This window comes from Microbacterium candidum (genome assembly GCF_030315975.1).
Classification (GTDB): Bacteria; Actinomycetota; Actinomycetes; order Actinomycetales; family Microbacteriaceae; genus Microbacterium; species Microbacterium candidum.
Window position 1 is genome coordinate 17865 of the sequence record NZ_JASXSZ010000002.1, and the last position, 14456, is coordinate 32320.

The window sequence follows — 14456 nt, forward strand, 5'->3', positions numbered from 1 at the left end:
GATGTGTCAGCCCTTGTCAGCGACGGCCTGGATCGAGTTCAGGACGTCCTGGGTCGGCTTCGTCTGGATCTGACCGAACAGCGACTTGAAGGCGCCATCCGTAGCGTCCCACTTCGGGTTCGTCGACGGGTAGAACTTCGCACTCGGCAGGACCTCGAGGAACGGCTTGAGGTCGGCCTCGCCGTCGAGAGCGGTCGCACCCGACTTCGTCACGGGCAGGAAGCCCTCCGACTGCACCCACGGCACGTAGACGTCCTTCGCGTAGAAGTAGTCGAAGAACTTCTGGATCGCCGCCTTCTTGTCGTCCTTGTTCTTGAAGGCCATCAGCTGGTCCTCGACGCCGAGCGTCATCGCGCTGCCGTCCTTCGTCGGGATCGGGACGATCGAGTAGTTCAGCGAGGGGTTCTTCTCCTTGATCTGGCCGACGGTCGGCGGCAGGCCCACCTGCATGCCGATCTTGCCCTGGATGAAGATGTCGAGCAGCGGCGTGCGGTTCGTCGAGCCCGGGTCCTTCTCGGTGGCGCCGGCGTCGATCATCTTCTTGATCTGGTCGCCGCCGGGGAGGTTCGAGCTGTCGCTCACCATGATCTTGTCTGCGTTGCCGAAGGTCCCGCCGCCGCCCCACAGCCACACGGCCGCCTCGGCCTGCGCCTCTTCGGAGCCGAGCGGCATGCCGTAGCCCGCGATGCCGTTGCCGAGCTTCGAGATCGCGACCGCGGCGGTCAGCTCCTCGTCCCACGTCTTCGGCGGCGCGGCGATGCCCGCCTGCTTCAGCAGGTCGTTGTTGACGAACAGCGCACGCGCCGACGCGATGAACGGGAGCGCGTAGGGGGTGCCCTTGTACTCCTCGTTCTTCACGAACGCGTCCTGGAAGTCGGAGAAGGTCGACGAGGACACCACGTCCTTCGCCTTGTACAGCAGGCCGTCGGTCGCGTAGCCGACGAACGGGCCGCCGTTGTAGATGTCGGGCGTCTGACCGCCCTGGATCTTGGTCGAGATGACCGTCGCCAGGTTGTCCCAGGACTCGACCTGGAGCTTGACCTTGATGTCCGGGTACTTCTTCTGGAACCCGTCGATGACCTTGTTCCAGTTCGCCTGGGTCTTGTCCGAGTAGCTCGGCACCAGCATGTTCAGGGTCGTCGTGCCGTTCGCCGAGCCGCCGCTGGTGCCGCCGCCGAACCCGCACCCCGTGAGCGCGAGTGCCGCGGTGGCCGCGATGGCGGCACCACCGAGGAGGTGGGTCTTCTTCATGTGCTGCATCCTCACTGTGTGTGCAAGTGATCTGGAGTTCGGCGGCGTCCTCGCCGGCCTGCGGATGCAGATCCGTCGGCTTCGTCGCCTGATTCCTGTTTTGTTAGGAACCCGTGCATAATCTCAAGTGTCTGACACTATGCGCAGGTTTCAATCATAGAACTGATTGAAACAAGTTGCTACGATCAGTTTCGCTCAGACTTTGCGATCATTTGAACAGTCCTACCGGAAAAGCTGCGCACAACGGCCCGCGCGCCGACACACTGAACCCGACTGGCCGAGCACGAGGAGCCGCCATGACAGATCCCATCCCCACCCCGAGCGCGGAGCGCGCCGAGCACATGGCCCGCGAGCTCGCCTCGCAGCCGGAGATGTGGGAGCGCATCCTGCACCTCGACGCCGCTCGGGCAGGTCTGCCCGCCCCGGGGCGTCGCGTCGCCGTCGTGGGATGCGGAACCTCGTGGTTCATGGCCCAGTCCTACGCGGTCGCGCGCGAGGACGCGGGCGGCGGCGTCACAGACGCGTTCGCGGCATCCGAGTTCTTCGCCGACCGCGAGTACGACGATGTCATCCTGCTCTCCCGGTCGGGCACCACCACGGAGGTGCTGGAGCTCGCCGACAGGCTCAAGGGCCGCGTGTCGACGATCGGGATCGTCGGGGATGCCTCGTCCCCGCTCGTCACGGAGGTCGCGACGCCCATCCTGCTTCCGTTCGCCGACGAGCAGTCGGTCGTCCAGACCCGCTTCGCGACGACCGCCCTCGCCCTCATGCTCGCGTCGGTCGGCGTCGACCTCGAGCCGGCCATCGCGGATGCTCGCACGGCCATCGCCGAGGAGCTCCCGAAGGGGCTCGTGGGAGCCGAGCAGTACACGTTCCTCGGCCGCGGATGGACCGTGGGCCTCGCCCACGAGGCGGCCCTCAAGATGCGCGAGGCCTCGCAGTCGTGGACGGAGTCCTACCCGTCGATGGAGTACCGCCACGGACCGATCTCGATCGCCGCGCCCGGGCGCGTCACGTGGCAGTTCGGTGAGGCGCCGGAAGGACTCTCCGAGCAGGTCGCCGCCACCGGCGCGTGGTTCGAAGAGGGAGCGCTGCATCCCCTCGCCGAGCTCGTCCGCGCCCAGCGCGTCGCCCTCGAGCGCGCCAGGGCGAAGGGGCTGGACCCCGACTCGCCCCGCTCGCTCACCCGCTCCGTCATCCTCGAACCGTGACGCTGACACTGGGCCGCGGGCGGCCGATCCTCGCTTTCGACGTCGGCGGGACGGACATCAAGTCCGCCCTCTTCGACGCGGACGGCCGTGCCGTCGAGGTCGAGCGCACCCCGACTCCGCTCGCCGGCGCCGACACGCCCGCGGCCCTCGCCCGCCGTCTCGCGGAGATCGGCTCGGACCTCTCCGCACGCTATCCGGAGGTGCGCCCGCAGGCGGCCGGCGTCGTCGTCCCCGGGATCGTCGATCCGGAGCGCGGCATCGGGATCTACGCGAGCAACCTCGGCTGGCGGGACGCTCCGATCCGCGAGCTCGCCGGCTCGGCGCTGGGCCTCCCGGTCCACTTCGATCACGACGTCCGCGCGGCCGCATGGGCGGAGCACCTCCTCGGCGGCGCGCGCGCCTTCGACGACGTCGTCGTGATGGTGATCGGCACCGGGATCGCGGGCTCCCTCATCGTCGACGGCAAGCTGCATCCCGCCGGCGGCTACGCGGGCGAGATCGGCCACTCCCCCGTCGCCGACGGCCCGATGTGCCCGTGCGGAGCGCGCGGATGCCTCGAGACGGTCGCGTCGGCAGGCGCCATCGCACGCCGGTATGCCGAGCTCGCCGGTGTGGTCCCCGACGGGGCACGCGAGGTTCTCGCGCACGCCGCCGGTGGAGACCCCGTCGCCTGGCAGGTCCTGGACGGTGCGATCGACGCCCTCGTGCTGGCCCTCGCCCAGCTGACCGCGGTGCTCGCGCCCGAGGCGATCGTCATCGGCGGCGGCCTGTCACGCGCGGGAGACGCCCTGTTCGAGCCGCTGCGCACGCGCCTCGACGAACGGCTCAGCTTCCACCGCCGGCCGCTGCTGCTGCCGGCGGAGCTCGGTGAGGACGCGGGGCTCCTCGGCGCCGCGCTCATCGCGCGCGAGCGACCGGATGCGGCGGCATGATGGCGGAACGCCTCGTCCTCACCGTCACCCCCAACCCCGCGCTGGACATGACGTGGCACGCCGGCCGCCTGTCGCCGGGCGAGACGCACCGCGTCGACGCGGCCCAGGTGCGTGCGGGGGGCAAGGGCCTCAACGTCGCACGCGTGGCCGCCCAGCAGGGCGCGCGCGTCCTCGCGGTCACGACCTCCGGGGGCGCGACCGGAATCGAGTTCGCCGCGGAGCTGGAGTCCTCCGGCATCCCGAGCGTCCTCGTCCCGGTCGCCGCGCCCACCCGCCGCAGCGTCGCGATCGTCGACGACCGCGACGCCACCGTCCTCAACGAGCGCGGCCAGGATCCCGGAGCGGACGCGTGGCGGGCCCTCATCGAGGCGACGGTGGATGCCGCAGCGTCGGCCGGGGTGCTCGTCGTGTCCGGGAGCCTGCCCCCCGGTGCTCCGGACGAGCTCGTCCCCGTGCTCGTGCACATCGCCCAGGCGCACGGCATCGCGTCGATCGTCGACACGTCCGGGCCCGCGATGCTCGCCGCCGCCCGCGCCGGCGCCACCGTCCTGAAGCCCAACCGGGCGGAACTCGCAGAGGCCACCGGGCTCGACGAACCGCTCGCCGGCGCCCGCACGCTGCTCGACGGAGAGACGCGACTGGTGCTCGTCTCCCTCGGAACCGAAGGCATGATCGCCGTCCCGCACGACGGCCCCGCCCTGCACGCTCGTCTGCCCGAAGTCCTCGTCGGCAATCCGACCGGGGCGGGGGATGCGGCGGTGGCCGCAGCATCCGTCCTCCTCGCCGCGGGCGTCGAAGACCCCGAGACACTCCTGCGCGCGGCCGTCGCCTGGTCGGCCGCCGCGGTCCTCGAGCCGCTCGCCGGCTCCATCTCGCCCCGTCACGCCGAGTTCGCCGAGCGGCTCGTCGTCACCGCCTACGCCCCCACGGAGACCGCATGACCCTGGCCGACACCCGCGACCTCGTCGCCGCAGCCACCGCCCGCCGCACCGCGGTGGGCGCGTTCAACGTCATCCACCTCGAGACGGCCGAGGCCCTCGTGCAGGCCGCCGAGGCGGCGGGGCTGCCCGTCATCCTGCAGATCTCGCAGAACTGCGCCGAGTACCACGGAGCCCTCGCACCCCTCGGCGCGGCGACCCTCGCCGTCGCGCGCGCCGCAGCGGTTCCGGTCGCCGTGCACCTCGACCACGCCGAGCGCGAGGACCTCGTCGCCGAGGCGATCGAGCTCGGATTCGCGTCGGTCATGTTCGACGCGTCCAAGCTCCCGTACGAGGAGAACGTCGCGGCGACCGCCCGCGTCGTCGCGGCCGCCCACGCGGCCGGGGTGTCCGTGGAGGGCGAGCTCGGCGAGGTGGGCGGCAAGGACGGCGCGCACGCCCCCGGCGTCCGGACGGATCCGGATGAGGCGCGCGCGTTCGTCGCCGCGACGGGCGTCGACTCCCTCGCCGTCGCCGTCGGCTCGTCGCACGCGATGACCTCGCGCACCGCGCAGCTCGACCTCGACCTCATCGGGCGCCTGCACGCAGCGCTCGACGTGCCGCTCGTGCTGCACGGCTCCTCCGGCGTCGGCGACGACGTGATCGTCGCCGCGATCCGCGCGGGCATGGCGAAGATCAACGTGTCGACGCACCTCAACGGCTTCTTCACGCGTGCGATCCGTGCAGCGCTCGATGCGGACGCCGTCGTCGTCGATTCACGGAAGTATATGAAGGCGGGGCGTGCGGCGGTCGCCGGCGAGGCGGAGCGGATGCTGCGCCTGTTCGCCCACGGTGCGCCCGAGGCGGCGGACGGCCACGGGGAAGGGACTTCGACATCATGAAACGCGCAGACCGGCTCGCGGCGATCATCGAGCTGCTCGCAGCCTCCGACGGCGTCGAGGTGGACGAGCTCGTCGAGAGCCTCGGCATCTCCGCGGCGACCGCCCGCCGCGACCTCGACGCGCTTGCAGAGCAGCGTCTGCTCACCCGCACGCGCGGCGGCGCGATGCCGTTGAGCGTCGCCTACGAGCTGCCGCTGCGCTACAAGAACCATCAGCGCACCGCTGAGAAGCAGCGCATCGCGCGCATGGCTGCGCACATGATCCCCGCGGGCTCCGTCGTCGGACTCACCGGCGGCACGACGACCACGGCGATCGCAGCAGCGCTCGCGATGCGATCGGATGCCGCCGCGGCATCCCCCTACGCCTTCACGGTCGTCACGAACTCGGTGAACATCGCCGCTCAGCTCGCCACACGCCCGGACCTGAAGATCGTCGTCACGGGCGGGGTCCTGAACTCCCGCTCGTACGAGCTCGTCGGCGGGTACGCCGAGCAGGTGCTGCGCGGCCTCACGATCGACGTCGCCTTCATCGGCGTCAACGGCATCGACGCGGAGACGGGGGCGACGACGCACGACGAGCGCGAGGCCGCGACCAACCGGCTGATGGCCGCGCGGGCGCGGCAGTCGGTCGTCGTCGCGGACTCGAGCAAGATCGGCCGCACGGCGTTCGCCGTCATGGGCGGACCGGAGCGCTTCCCGATCATCCTCACGGATGCGGGCATCACACCCGCGCAGCGGGCCGCGCTCGTCGAGCGCGGCTACGACGTCCGCATCGCGGAGTAGATGCCCTGAGGCGCCCCATCTGCGTTTCGTCTCGCTCGTTCCTCGCTCGCTCAACGAGCCGCAAGGTTCGCTTCATTGCGGGTCGTTGAGCGAGGGAGCGCAGCGACCGAGACGAAACGCAGCCAGCGGGCCGCTCGATGATCCTCGCGGCGACCATAGGCTGAGGACGTGCCCTCCGACGTCCTCGCCCGCCTGACCGAACAGCTCGGCGATCGCGTCGACACCTCCCCCGCTTCCCTCGATGCCGCTCGCGCCGACAAGTCCGGGTTCGCCGCCGACACAGCCCCGCTCGCGGTCGTGCACGCGGCATCCGTCGCCGATGTGCAGGCCGTCATGCGGATCGCGACCGATACCGGGACGCCGGTCGTCCCGCGTGGCGCGGGCACCGGACTGGCGGGCGGCGCCAACGCGGGCGGCGGCGAGATCGCGCTGTCGCTGCGCGGAATGACCCGCATCCTGGAGGTCCGTCCCGATGACCTCCTCGCGGTCGTGGAGCCCGGGATCCTCAACGCCGACCTCAACGATGCGCTCGCTCCGCACGGCCTGTGGTGGGCGCCGGACCCGGCGAGCCGCGCGATCTCGACGGTGGGCGGCAACATCGCGACGGGCGCGGGCGGACTCCTGTGCGCGAAGTACGGCGTCGTGCGCGATGCCGTGCTGGCGCTCGACGTCGTCCTCGCCGACGGGCGGCTCATCCACGTCGGCCACCGCTCCGTGAAGGGCGTCACGGGGCTCGATCTGACGTCGCTCTTCATCGGATCGGAAGGCACGCTCGGCGTGGTCGTCGGCGCGACGCTGAAGCTTCGCAGGCTCGTTCCGGGCCAGTCGCACACGATCGCCGCGGTCTTCCCGCAGGGTGTGCGCGCGGCTGCGGAGGCATCCGCGGCGGTCACGGCGGCCGGCATCCAGCCCGCCATCATGGAGCTCATGGATGCGGCGTCCCTCGCCGCCGTCCACGCGATGCTGGGGCTCGACGCCCCGTCCGCGGGCGCCGCGCAGCTGACGGTCCAGACCGACGGCCCGGCCGCAGCGGCCGAGGCCGATGCGGTCGCGGAGATCCTGCGCTCGGCCGGCGGCGAGGTCGCCGTCTCGCACGACCCCGCCGAGGGCGAGCGGCTCCTGCGCATCCGCCGGTCGATGCATCCCGCGATCGAGACGCTCGGCACTGCGCTCATCGAGGACGTGAGCGTGCCGCGCAGCGCCCTGCCCGCGATGTTCGATGAGATCGCGCGCGTCGAACGCGAGTACGGCATCGTCATCCCGACCGTCGCCCACGCCGGCGACGGCAACCTCCACCCCAACTTCGTGTTCGAGGGCGACGAGGTCCCCGACCGCATCTGGGCGGCGGCGGACGACCTGTTCCGCGCCGCCCTGCGGCTCGGCGGCACGCTCACCGGAGAGCACGGCATCGGCCTGCTCAAGCGCCGCTGGCTCGCCGACGAGCTCGGCGACGACCAGTGGCGCCTGCAGCGCGACATCAAGGGCGTCTTCGATCCACAGGGCATCCTCAACCCCGGGAAGGTCTTCGCGTGAGTCCCGAGATCCGCGTCTCCGCCGCCGTCGTCACCGACGGCGCGGGCCGGGCGCTCGTCGTGCGCAAGCGCGGCACCGACCTCTTCCAGCAGCCGGGCGGCAAGCCCGACCCGGGCGAGACGGCGCTCGAGGCCGTCGTCCGGGAACTCGTCGAGGAGACCGGGATCATTGCGGACGCCGCGTCCTTCACCGTCCTCGGCGAGTACCGGGATACGGCGGCCAACGAGCCCGGCCACATCGTCGTCGCCGACGCGTTCGCCCTGGTGGTCTCCCCGGTCGACGCCGTCGCGGGTGCGGAGATCGCCGAGCTCCGCTGGATCGGCGAGCACGACCTGGATGCGACGCCCCTCGCACCGCTCAGCCGCAACCAGCTCCTCCCCCTCGCCTGGCGCTGAAGATCCTCGCCCGCGAGCTCACGCGGCGGGCGGATACACCTGCACCGTCTCGTCTGCGGGGCCGGCGGCGCGCCTTGCGAAGACGATGGCGAGGATGCCGAGCAGCAGGATGCCGAGCGTCGAGAGCGTGGCGACGGTCTGCTGGATCGGGATGAGTACCGTGATCAGCTGATCGCCGCCGGGCGTCGCGACGAACAGCATCCCCAGCACCTGCAGCGCGGGGAGGAGTGCCAGGACGATCAGGGGCAGCCAGCGCCAGCGCGGCGGAAGGACTCGCGCGCGCCCGATCACGACGCCCACCAGGACCGGCACGACGATCGACAGGACCGCCGTCACCTGACCGACTGTCGACATGACCGCCAGGTCGGCGTCCGATGGCTGCGTGTACTGCGCTGACCCGAACACCAGCAGGTCGGGGGCCGAGCGGTCCACGCTCGCCATGGCGGCATGCATCGCCAGATCGGCGGCGAGCGGAAGGAGTGCCGCGATGACGAGCACCGTGATCCCGAACGGATTGCGGCCCACGATGCCGCCCTGGCGCCGGACGCCGAACGCGAGGATCACGAGGGCCCCGGCCCACAGGAGCTCGGACGCATACGGAGGGACCTGCAGGCCCGGTGCCGCAGACACCAGCAGCTGAAGAACCGCGTAGGCGACGAGCATCCCTCCGCCGATCGTCCATGTCAGACGCGCGCTGCCCGCGGCATCCGTTCGCCCACGGGCCTCGGCATCCGTCATGCCGTCAGCGTAGTGGGCGCCGCGACCTGACATCCATCCCGGCCCGGGACACACGACGAAGGGGAGCGCACCCGATTGCGCTCCCCTCCTGTCCGTACGGCCGGCAGGACTATGCCGGCTGCGCAGCCTTCGGCGGCGTGTACGCGATGTGCACGCGTCCGATGTCACCATCGAAGGCGAACGGCATCTTCTCCACATACGCCCGCGACACCGCACCGCCGTAGGCACGGCCGATGTCGAGGCAGTCGTTCGCCGAGAACAGCAGCGGAGCGCTGACCGGCACGGTGCCCGACCCGACCTCCTCGCCGTTCACGCGGAGGACCACCGAGAGCGGTCCGCCCGGGCGCAACTCGATGTAGGACGTCTCGATCTCGATCGTGACGTCGCCTGCGGGGATCGGCGCTGCGGACGCGATCTTCGTGCGGTTCACAAGGAACAGGTTGTACTCGTAGTTGAGCACCCCGTCGACGAAGAACGCGGTGAGGCCGCCGCCCGCGCCGCCGAGCTTGTACAGCACGCCGTTCGCCTTGTCGGGCAGCGTGGCCGTGATCGTCACCGTGTTCGGCTTGTTGCCGAGCGCGGGGGCGCAGAACTCCGGCACCCGCACGGTGTCGCCGCCCATCTCCCACTGCGTGTACGGCACTGAGATGCGGTACTCGGGGTGGTAGACGGGCACCCACAGCCCCGCACCGATCGGGAGGACCTCGTTCTTGGCCGCCTCGATCGCGAAGAGCTCCTTCAGCTCGGCGAGCTTCGCCGGCTGCTGCGCGGCGAGGTCGTTCGCCTGGCTCCAGTCCTCGTCGAGGTTGTACAGCTCCCAGGCGTCCTGATCGGGCGTCCACGTCGCGATCCCGGGAGGGGCGCCCGGGATCCACGGCAGTCGCGGGCCTGTGGCGGATGCCATCCAGCCGTCCGAGTAGATCGAGCGGCTCGCCATGATCTCGAAGTACTGCGTGCGGTGGCGTCCTTCGGCGGACGCGTCGTCGATCGCGTACGCGAAGCTCGTGCCGTCGATCGGATCCTGGTGGATGCCGTTGACGGACTCCGGGTGGGAGATGCCGAGGATCTCGTAGATCGTCGGGACGACGTCGATCACGTGGTGGAACTGCGTGCGCGGCTCCGCCTCGTGGGCGATGCGCCCCGGCCAGCGCAGGAACATCGGGTTCCGGGTGCCGCCGAGGTGCGACCCCATGAGCTTCATGCCCTGATACGGCGTGGACCCGGCCCACGCCCATGCGGCGTGGTACTGGTTGTCGGTCGCCGGGGTGCCGAGCGCGTCCAGCCCGCCGAGCTCCTCGAGCGCTGCGATGTGCTGGTCGATCGTCGTCGGGATCATGTTCTGCGCGAGCAGCTCGCTGATCGTGCCGTTCTGGCCCTCGCCCGACGATCCGTTGTCGCCCCAGATGTAGACGACGAGGGTGTTGTCGTCGTATCCGAGCTCCTCCAGGGTGTCGAGCAGGCGGCCCGCCTGCACGTCCGCGTGCTCGCCGAAGCCGGCGCACACCTCCATCAGACGCGCCTGGAAGGGCTTCTGGTGGTCCGGGATGTCATCCCAGCCCTGCAGGCTCTCCGGACGCGGCGTCAGCTGCGCGTTCTGCGGGACCCAGCCGGCGGCCTTCGCCCCCTCCAGAGCACGCTCGCGGTAGACGTCCCAGCCGTCGTCGAAGGTGCCCTTGTACTTGTCCGCCCACTCCTTCATGATGTGGTGCGGTCCGTGGATCGCACCCGTCGCCCAGTACATGAAGAACGGCTTGTCCGGCGACAGCGCCTTGTGATTGCGCAGCCACCCGATCGCATCATCCGCGATGTCCTCGCTGAGGTGGTAGCCCTCTTCCGGAGTCTTCGGCGGCAGCACGCACGTCGTGTTGCGTACGAGGTTCGGCTCGTACTGGGATGCCTCGCCGGCCAGGAACCCGTAGAAGTACTCGAAGCCGTAGCCGGTCGGCCACTTGTCGTACGGACCGGCCGTCGTAGTCTCCTCGGCGGGGGTGTTGTGCCACTTGCCCCACGCGGCGGTCGAGTAGCCGTAGTTGCGGAGCACCTCGGCCATCGTCGCGCTGCTCTTCGGGATGTGCCCGGAGTAGCCGTCCCAGTCGTTCGCCAGCTCGGCGATCTGCCCCTGGCCGATCCGGTGGTGGTTGCGACCGGTGAGCAGCGACCCGCGCGTCGGCGAGCACATCGCGGTCGTGTGGAAGCGATTGAATCCGATGCCCTCGTCGCGCAGGCGCCCAAGAGTCGGGGTGTTGATCGCGCCGCCCAGCGGCGCCGGGAGGGCGGGGCCTGCGTCGTCGATCAGGATGACCAGGATGTTCGGCGCGTCCTCGTTGAGGTGGTGCTCGGGCGGGAGCGGCGCGTAGGTCGATTCGCCCAGCGTGCGTCCTGCGAAGCTCCCCGAGGGCTTCGGCGGGAACGGGAGCGTCCGGGCCGGCGGGAGCGGCGCACCCACGATGGAGGTGGGGTCTGTGTCAGTCATGTCATCATCCTGTCGTCGTGGGCGGCCGGAGCCGTGGATCTGTGCCGAAACGCGGACTGCGCGCCGCGGATGCGGTTGTTCACCCCATCGTCGCGACGCGCAGTCCGGCGCTCTCAACCTGTGCTCAGGCGAGCGCCTTGGCCTTCAGCGAGTCGAACTCGGCCTGCGTGATCGTGCCGGCGTCGAGCAGTGCCTGCGCCTGCGAGATCTCCCCAGCCGGCGAGCTGGCGCTGCCGGCGACGCTGCGGATGTAGTCCGCCTGCGAAGCCGCCTGCGCCTGAGCGATCGCCGCCTGGCGCTTGGCCATCGAACCGCCGCGCGCGATGAGGTAGATGATCGCGCCGAGGAACGGGAGGATGACGAGGAAGATCACCCACAGCGCCTTCGCCCAGCCGTTGAGCGAGTGGTCGCGGAAGATGTCGATGAAGATCCAGATGAAGATCCAGATGCAGACCACCACGAGGTAGATCCACAGCATCCAGACCAAGAAGTCGAGGAAACCCATGTGCGTCCCAATTTTATCGAAGTGACAGCCGCGGGCATTCTCCCGCAGCACATCACAAGCTATCGACAGCAGCACCCGCGCAACATCACTCGAATCGTATGAAGCCGGGCGGATAGCGGCGAATCATACGAAATGCATGGTGCGCGATCCCGCGTCGCGGAGTGCACTGTGAGGGTGACGGACACCACAGGGTCGGAGCGACCGGACGAGCTGACGATCGATCCTCGCGAGCTGCTGATACGCCTGTGCATCGACGACCCCCGGCTGAGATACCGCTTCGGCGAGCACCCGTCCACCGTCCTCGACAGCCGCACGGCGGCGCTGGTGCGCATGGCCGCGCTGATCGCAGCCGCGGCGCCCCCGTCGTCCCTGCGCGCGGGCGTCGACGACGCGATCGCGTCGGGCGCATCCACCGCGGAGATCGTCGGCGCACTCGAAGCCGTCGTCGCGATCACCGGTCTCCCCCGGGCCGTCGCCGCAGCACCGGCGATCGCCGCGACGCTCGGCTTCGACGACGAGCTGGCCGATCAGTGAGGCCGCTCAGTGACGTACCGCCGGCGCTCGCTCACGCTCCGAGCAGACCCACCGCCACGGCGCGTTCGACCGCCGCGCCTCGTGTGGTCACGGCGAGCTTGCGGTAGATCGAGCTGACCTGCGAACTGACCGTGTTGCGCGAGATGTAGAGCCGCTGACCGATCTCCGCGATCGTGAGATGCGTCTGCAGGTACGGCAGGAGACGCAGCTCGGCCGGTGTCAGGGGGACCGATCCACCGGTCGACGGCTCGGCGGTGAGACCTGCCCGGAACTCGTCGATCTGCGCGGTGATCACGCCCGCATCGGGTCGCTTGTGCAGGATCTCGTCCGCCTCGCGCAGTAGATGGAAGGCGGCCGACCGATCGCCGAGCGCGACGTGCGCCTTCGCGAGCTGGATGCGTACGCGCACGGAGAGATACGGCAGCAGGTAGGTGCACCCGATGCGCGCGCGCATCCCCCGCGCCAGCAGCTTGTCGCCGAGTTCCCGGTCGCCCTGATGAAGGGCCACGCGCGCAGCCACCGCGAGCGCGAGGGCCGTGGTGGGATAGCCATCCATGTGGCTCGCCTCGATCATCTCGACGCCGCGGCGCGCATGGGCGCCGGCGACGACCCAATCGCCGCGGTCGATGGCGAGGAGGCTCAGCTCCGGTTCGCTGAGGATCACGGTGTCGGGGTTGCCCATGATGATCGCGAGATCGACGGCCTCTTCGAAGGCATCCCATGCCGCGTCGTCATCCCCCCGCAACAGGCAGGCCGTCCCCCAGAGATGGATCGCCTGGTCGCGCCATGGGCTCGTCACCGGCTCGTGCTCCATCGCGAATGCGGCGTCGGCGATGGCGCGCTGGTACCCGCGTTCGCCCATCGCGGACCGCACCATCGCCCGCGCCGACTCGAAGTGTCTGCGGTGCTCGACGGGGAGGCTGTCGACATCCAGGTCGTTGAGGATGCGCGACCACCTCTCGCCCGGGCGGATCTCGCCGAGCAGCAGCGCTATCCAGGTCATGGAGATGACCAGCGCCGGGTATTCGCGGAGGACGTCCTCACCGAGCTCCTCGAGCCAGCGCCGGACGGTCATCACCTGACCTTCGCCGTACATCGCCAGTCCGAGCTCGGCGACGAGTTCCGCCGCGCGCGGGATGTCGCGCGCCTGCAGCAGGTGCTCGACGGCGACCGCGTGCGCGCCGTTGTCCTCGTGCCACGCGGCGGCCCGTCGGTGCAGTTCGGTCACCGCATCCGCGCCCTCCGCGCGCTCGAGCTCCGTCAGGAGGAATTCGCGGAACAGCGCGTGGTACCGGAACCAGCCGCGGTTGCGGTCCATCGGGACGAGGAAGAGGTTCGCCGCCTCGATCTCGTGCAGACGCGCGCGTGCATCGGCGATCCCCAGCAGGGCGTTGCACGAGGCGGGCGAGAACCGGTCGAACACGGCGGTGCGGCGGAGGAACTCCTGCATCTCGTCCGGCATCCGCGCGATGCATTCGCGGTAGAGGTAGTCGGCGAGGTACCTGTCGTCCCCGACGACGGCGGCGGCATCCCCTCCCCCGCGTGCGACGAGCGCGCACAGGAACAGGCCGGTCGGCCAGCCTTCGCACCGATCGACGATCCGGCCGAGGTCCGCATCATCCACATGGTCGATCCCGGCGAGGCCGAAGATCGTCCGCGCACCCGCGGCATCCATGCGCAGATCGGCGGCGGCGATCTCCCACGCGTCGCCGGATACGCGCAGGCGCGCGATCAGGGCCGACTCCCCGCGCCCGGCGACGACCACCTGCGAACCGGTCGGGACGTAGTCGAGGATCATCTCCAGTGCGTCCTGGCATCCTGCGGAGTCCACCCAGTGCAGGTCGTCGAGGAACAGCACGAAGCTCGACGATGCGGACGCCAGAGCCGCAGCGAGAAGCGGCGCCGACCGCCCCAGCGAGAAGGCCCCGACACCGCGCATATCGGCGACGACGGCTTCCACGGCGGGCGCGAGCGATGACGTCGCGAACGCGATGGTCTCGAGGAGGGTCGCAGGATCGGCATCGGTGCGCTCGAGCGACACCCACGCCACCTGGCGCTTCTCGGATGAGGCCCACTCCGCCAGCATGGTCGATTTTCCATAGCCTGCGGGGGCGTAGACGGACACGACGCGTGCGCCGCTGTCCTTCGCCCTCTTGATCAGACCGCGCCTGCTCACCGCCCCCGATTTCCACGATGGAATCTGGACTTTTGCGTCGAGCAGGACCGTCTGCAGCTGAAGTTCCCCCGCGACCGAATCAAGCTGGATGTCCGGCACGGTCACAT

13 protein-coding genes are annotated in these 14456 nt (G+C 70.2%); 8 read left to right on the plus strand and 5 right to left on the minus strand.

Annotation, left to right across the window (positions count from 1 at the left end; genetic code table 11):
* Positions 1-6 precede the first annotated feature (6 nt).
* On the minus strand, positions 7-1251 hold the full coding sequence (locus QSV35_RS06470; protein ID WP_286287849.1) for an extracellular solute-binding protein: 1245 nt from the start codon (positions 1249-1251) through the stop codon (positions 7-9).
* A 296-nt stretch (positions 1252-1547) separates the two neighbouring features.
* Here QSV35_RS06470 and QSV35_RS06475 point away from each other — a divergent pair, with 296 nt between their 5' ends.
* The 7 genes from QSV35_RS06475 to QSV35_RS06505 all read left to right on the plus strand — a co-directional run bounded on the left by QSV35_RS06475 (position 1548) and on the right by QSV35_RS06505 (position 7923).
* A complete protein-coding gene (locus tag QSV35_RS06475; protein ID WP_286287850.1) occupies positions 1548-2462 on the plus strand; it encodes an SIS domain-containing protein in 915 nt (304 codons plus the stop codon).
* Positions 2463-2464: 2 nt separating this feature from the next.
* A complete protein-coding gene (locus QSV35_RS06480; RefSeq protein WP_286288447.1) occupies positions 2465-3394 on the plus strand; it encodes an ROK family protein in 930 nt (309 codons plus the stop codon).
* Positions 3391-4335, plus strand: coding sequence for a 1-phosphofructokinase family hexose kinase (locus tag QSV35_RS06485; protein ID WP_286287851.1), 945 nt, complete (start codon positions 3391-3393; stop codon positions 4333-4335). Before QSV35_RS06480 ends, QSV35_RS06485 begins: the two co-directional genes overlap by 4 nt.
* A complete protein-coding gene (locus QSV35_RS06490) occupies positions 4332-5213 on the plus strand; it encodes a class II fructose-bisphosphate aldolase (protein ID WP_286287852.1) in 882 nt (293 codons plus the stop codon). Before QSV35_RS06485 ends, QSV35_RS06490 begins: the two co-directional genes overlap by 4 nt.
* Positions 5210-5995 (plus strand): DeoR/GlpR family DNA-binding transcription regulator, encoded by a 786-nt coding sequence (locus QSV35_RS06495; protein ID WP_286287853.1) that lies wholly within the window; start codon positions 5210-5212, stop codon positions 5993-5995. Before QSV35_RS06490 ends, QSV35_RS06495 begins: the two co-directional genes overlap by 4 nt.
* 168 nt (positions 5996-6163) lie before the next feature.
* Complete coding sequence (locus QSV35_RS06500; RefSeq protein WP_286287854.1) at positions 6164-7528, plus strand: FAD-binding oxidoreductase; 1365 nt, start codon at positions 6164-6166, stop codon at positions 7526-7528.
* A complete protein-coding gene (locus QSV35_RS06505; RefSeq protein WP_286287855.1) occupies positions 7525-7923 on the plus strand; it encodes an NUDIX hydrolase in 399 nt (132 codons plus the stop codon). Before QSV35_RS06500 ends, QSV35_RS06505 begins: the two co-directional genes overlap by 4 nt.
* Before the next feature lie 18 nt (positions 7924-7941).
* Here the strand turns inward: QSV35_RS06505 and QSV35_RS06510 are convergent, their stop codons facing one another.
* The 3 genes from QSV35_RS06510 to QSV35_RS06520 all read right to left on the minus strand — a co-directional run bounded on the left by QSV35_RS06510 (position 7942) and on the right by QSV35_RS06520 (position 11639).
* Entirely contained in the window at positions 7942-8661 is a 720-nt protein-coding gene (locus QSV35_RS06510) for a hypothetical protein (protein ID WP_286287856.1), read from the minus strand.
* Between the two features lie 109 nt (positions 8662-8770).
* Positions 8771-11134, minus strand: a complete 2364-nt coding sequence (locus QSV35_RS06515; protein ID WP_286287857.1) for an arylsulfatase — start codon at positions 11132-11134, stop codon at positions 8771-8773.
* A 124-nt stretch (positions 11135-11258) separates the two neighbouring features.
* Positions 11259-11639 (minus strand): SHOCT domain-containing protein, encoded by a 381-nt coding sequence (locus QSV35_RS06520; protein ID WP_286287858.1) that lies wholly within the window; start codon positions 11637-11639, stop codon positions 11259-11261.
* 174 nt (positions 11640-11813) lie between these two features.
* On the opposite strand from QSV35_RS06520, the gene QSV35_RS06525 reads away from it, so the two are divergent.
* Positions 11814-12173, plus strand: a complete 360-nt coding sequence (locus QSV35_RS06525; protein ID WP_286287859.1) for a carboxymuconolactone decarboxylase family protein — start codon at positions 11814-11816, stop codon at positions 12171-12173.
* A 31-nt stretch (positions 12174-12204) separates the two neighbouring features.
* On the opposite strand, the gene QSV35_RS06530 is transcribed toward QSV35_RS06525, so the two are convergent.
* The gene (locus QSV35_RS06530) at positions 12205-14448 is read right to left on the minus strand and encodes a LuxR family transcriptional regulator (RefSeq protein WP_286287860.1); all 2244 of its coding nucleotides are present in this window, start codon (positions 14446-14448) and stop codon (positions 12205-12207) included.
* Positions 14449-14456 lie beyond the last annotated feature (8 nt).

Excerpts from the sequence above, each read along its gene's own strand:
- QSV35_RS06470 (WP_286287849.1), bottom strand. The coding sequence starts at position 1,251 with ATGAAGAAGACCCACCTCCTCGGTGGTGCCGCCATCGCGGCCACCGCG.
- QSV35_RS06475 (WP_286287850.1), top strand. The coding sequence starts at position 1,548 with ATGACAGATCCCATCCCCACCCCGAGCGCGGAGCGCGCCGAGCACATG.
- QSV35_RS06485 (WP_286287851.1), top strand. The coding sequence starts at position 3,391 with ATGATGGCGGAACGCCTCGTCCTCACCGTCACCCCCAACCCCGCGCTG.
- QSV35_RS06490 (WP_286287852.1), top strand. The coding sequence starts at position 4,332 with ATGACCCTGGCCGACACCCGCGACCTCGTCGCCGCAGCCACCGCCCGC.
- QSV35_RS06495 (WP_286287853.1), top strand. The coding sequence starts at position 5,210 with ATGAAACGCGCAGACCGGCTCGCGGCGATCATCGAGCTGCTCGCAGCC.
- QSV35_RS06510 (WP_286287856.1), bottom strand. The coding sequence starts at position 8,661 with ATGACGGATGCCGAGGCCCGTGGGCGAACGGATGCCGCGGGCAGCGCG.
- QSV35_RS06515 (WP_286287857.1), bottom strand. The coding sequence starts at position 11,134 with ATGACTGACACAGACCCCACCTCCATCGTGGGTGCGCCGCTCCCGCCG.
- QSV35_RS06520 (WP_286287858.1), bottom strand. The coding sequence starts at position 11,639 with ATGGGTTTCCTCGACTTCTTGGTCTGGATGCTGTGGATCTACCTCGTG.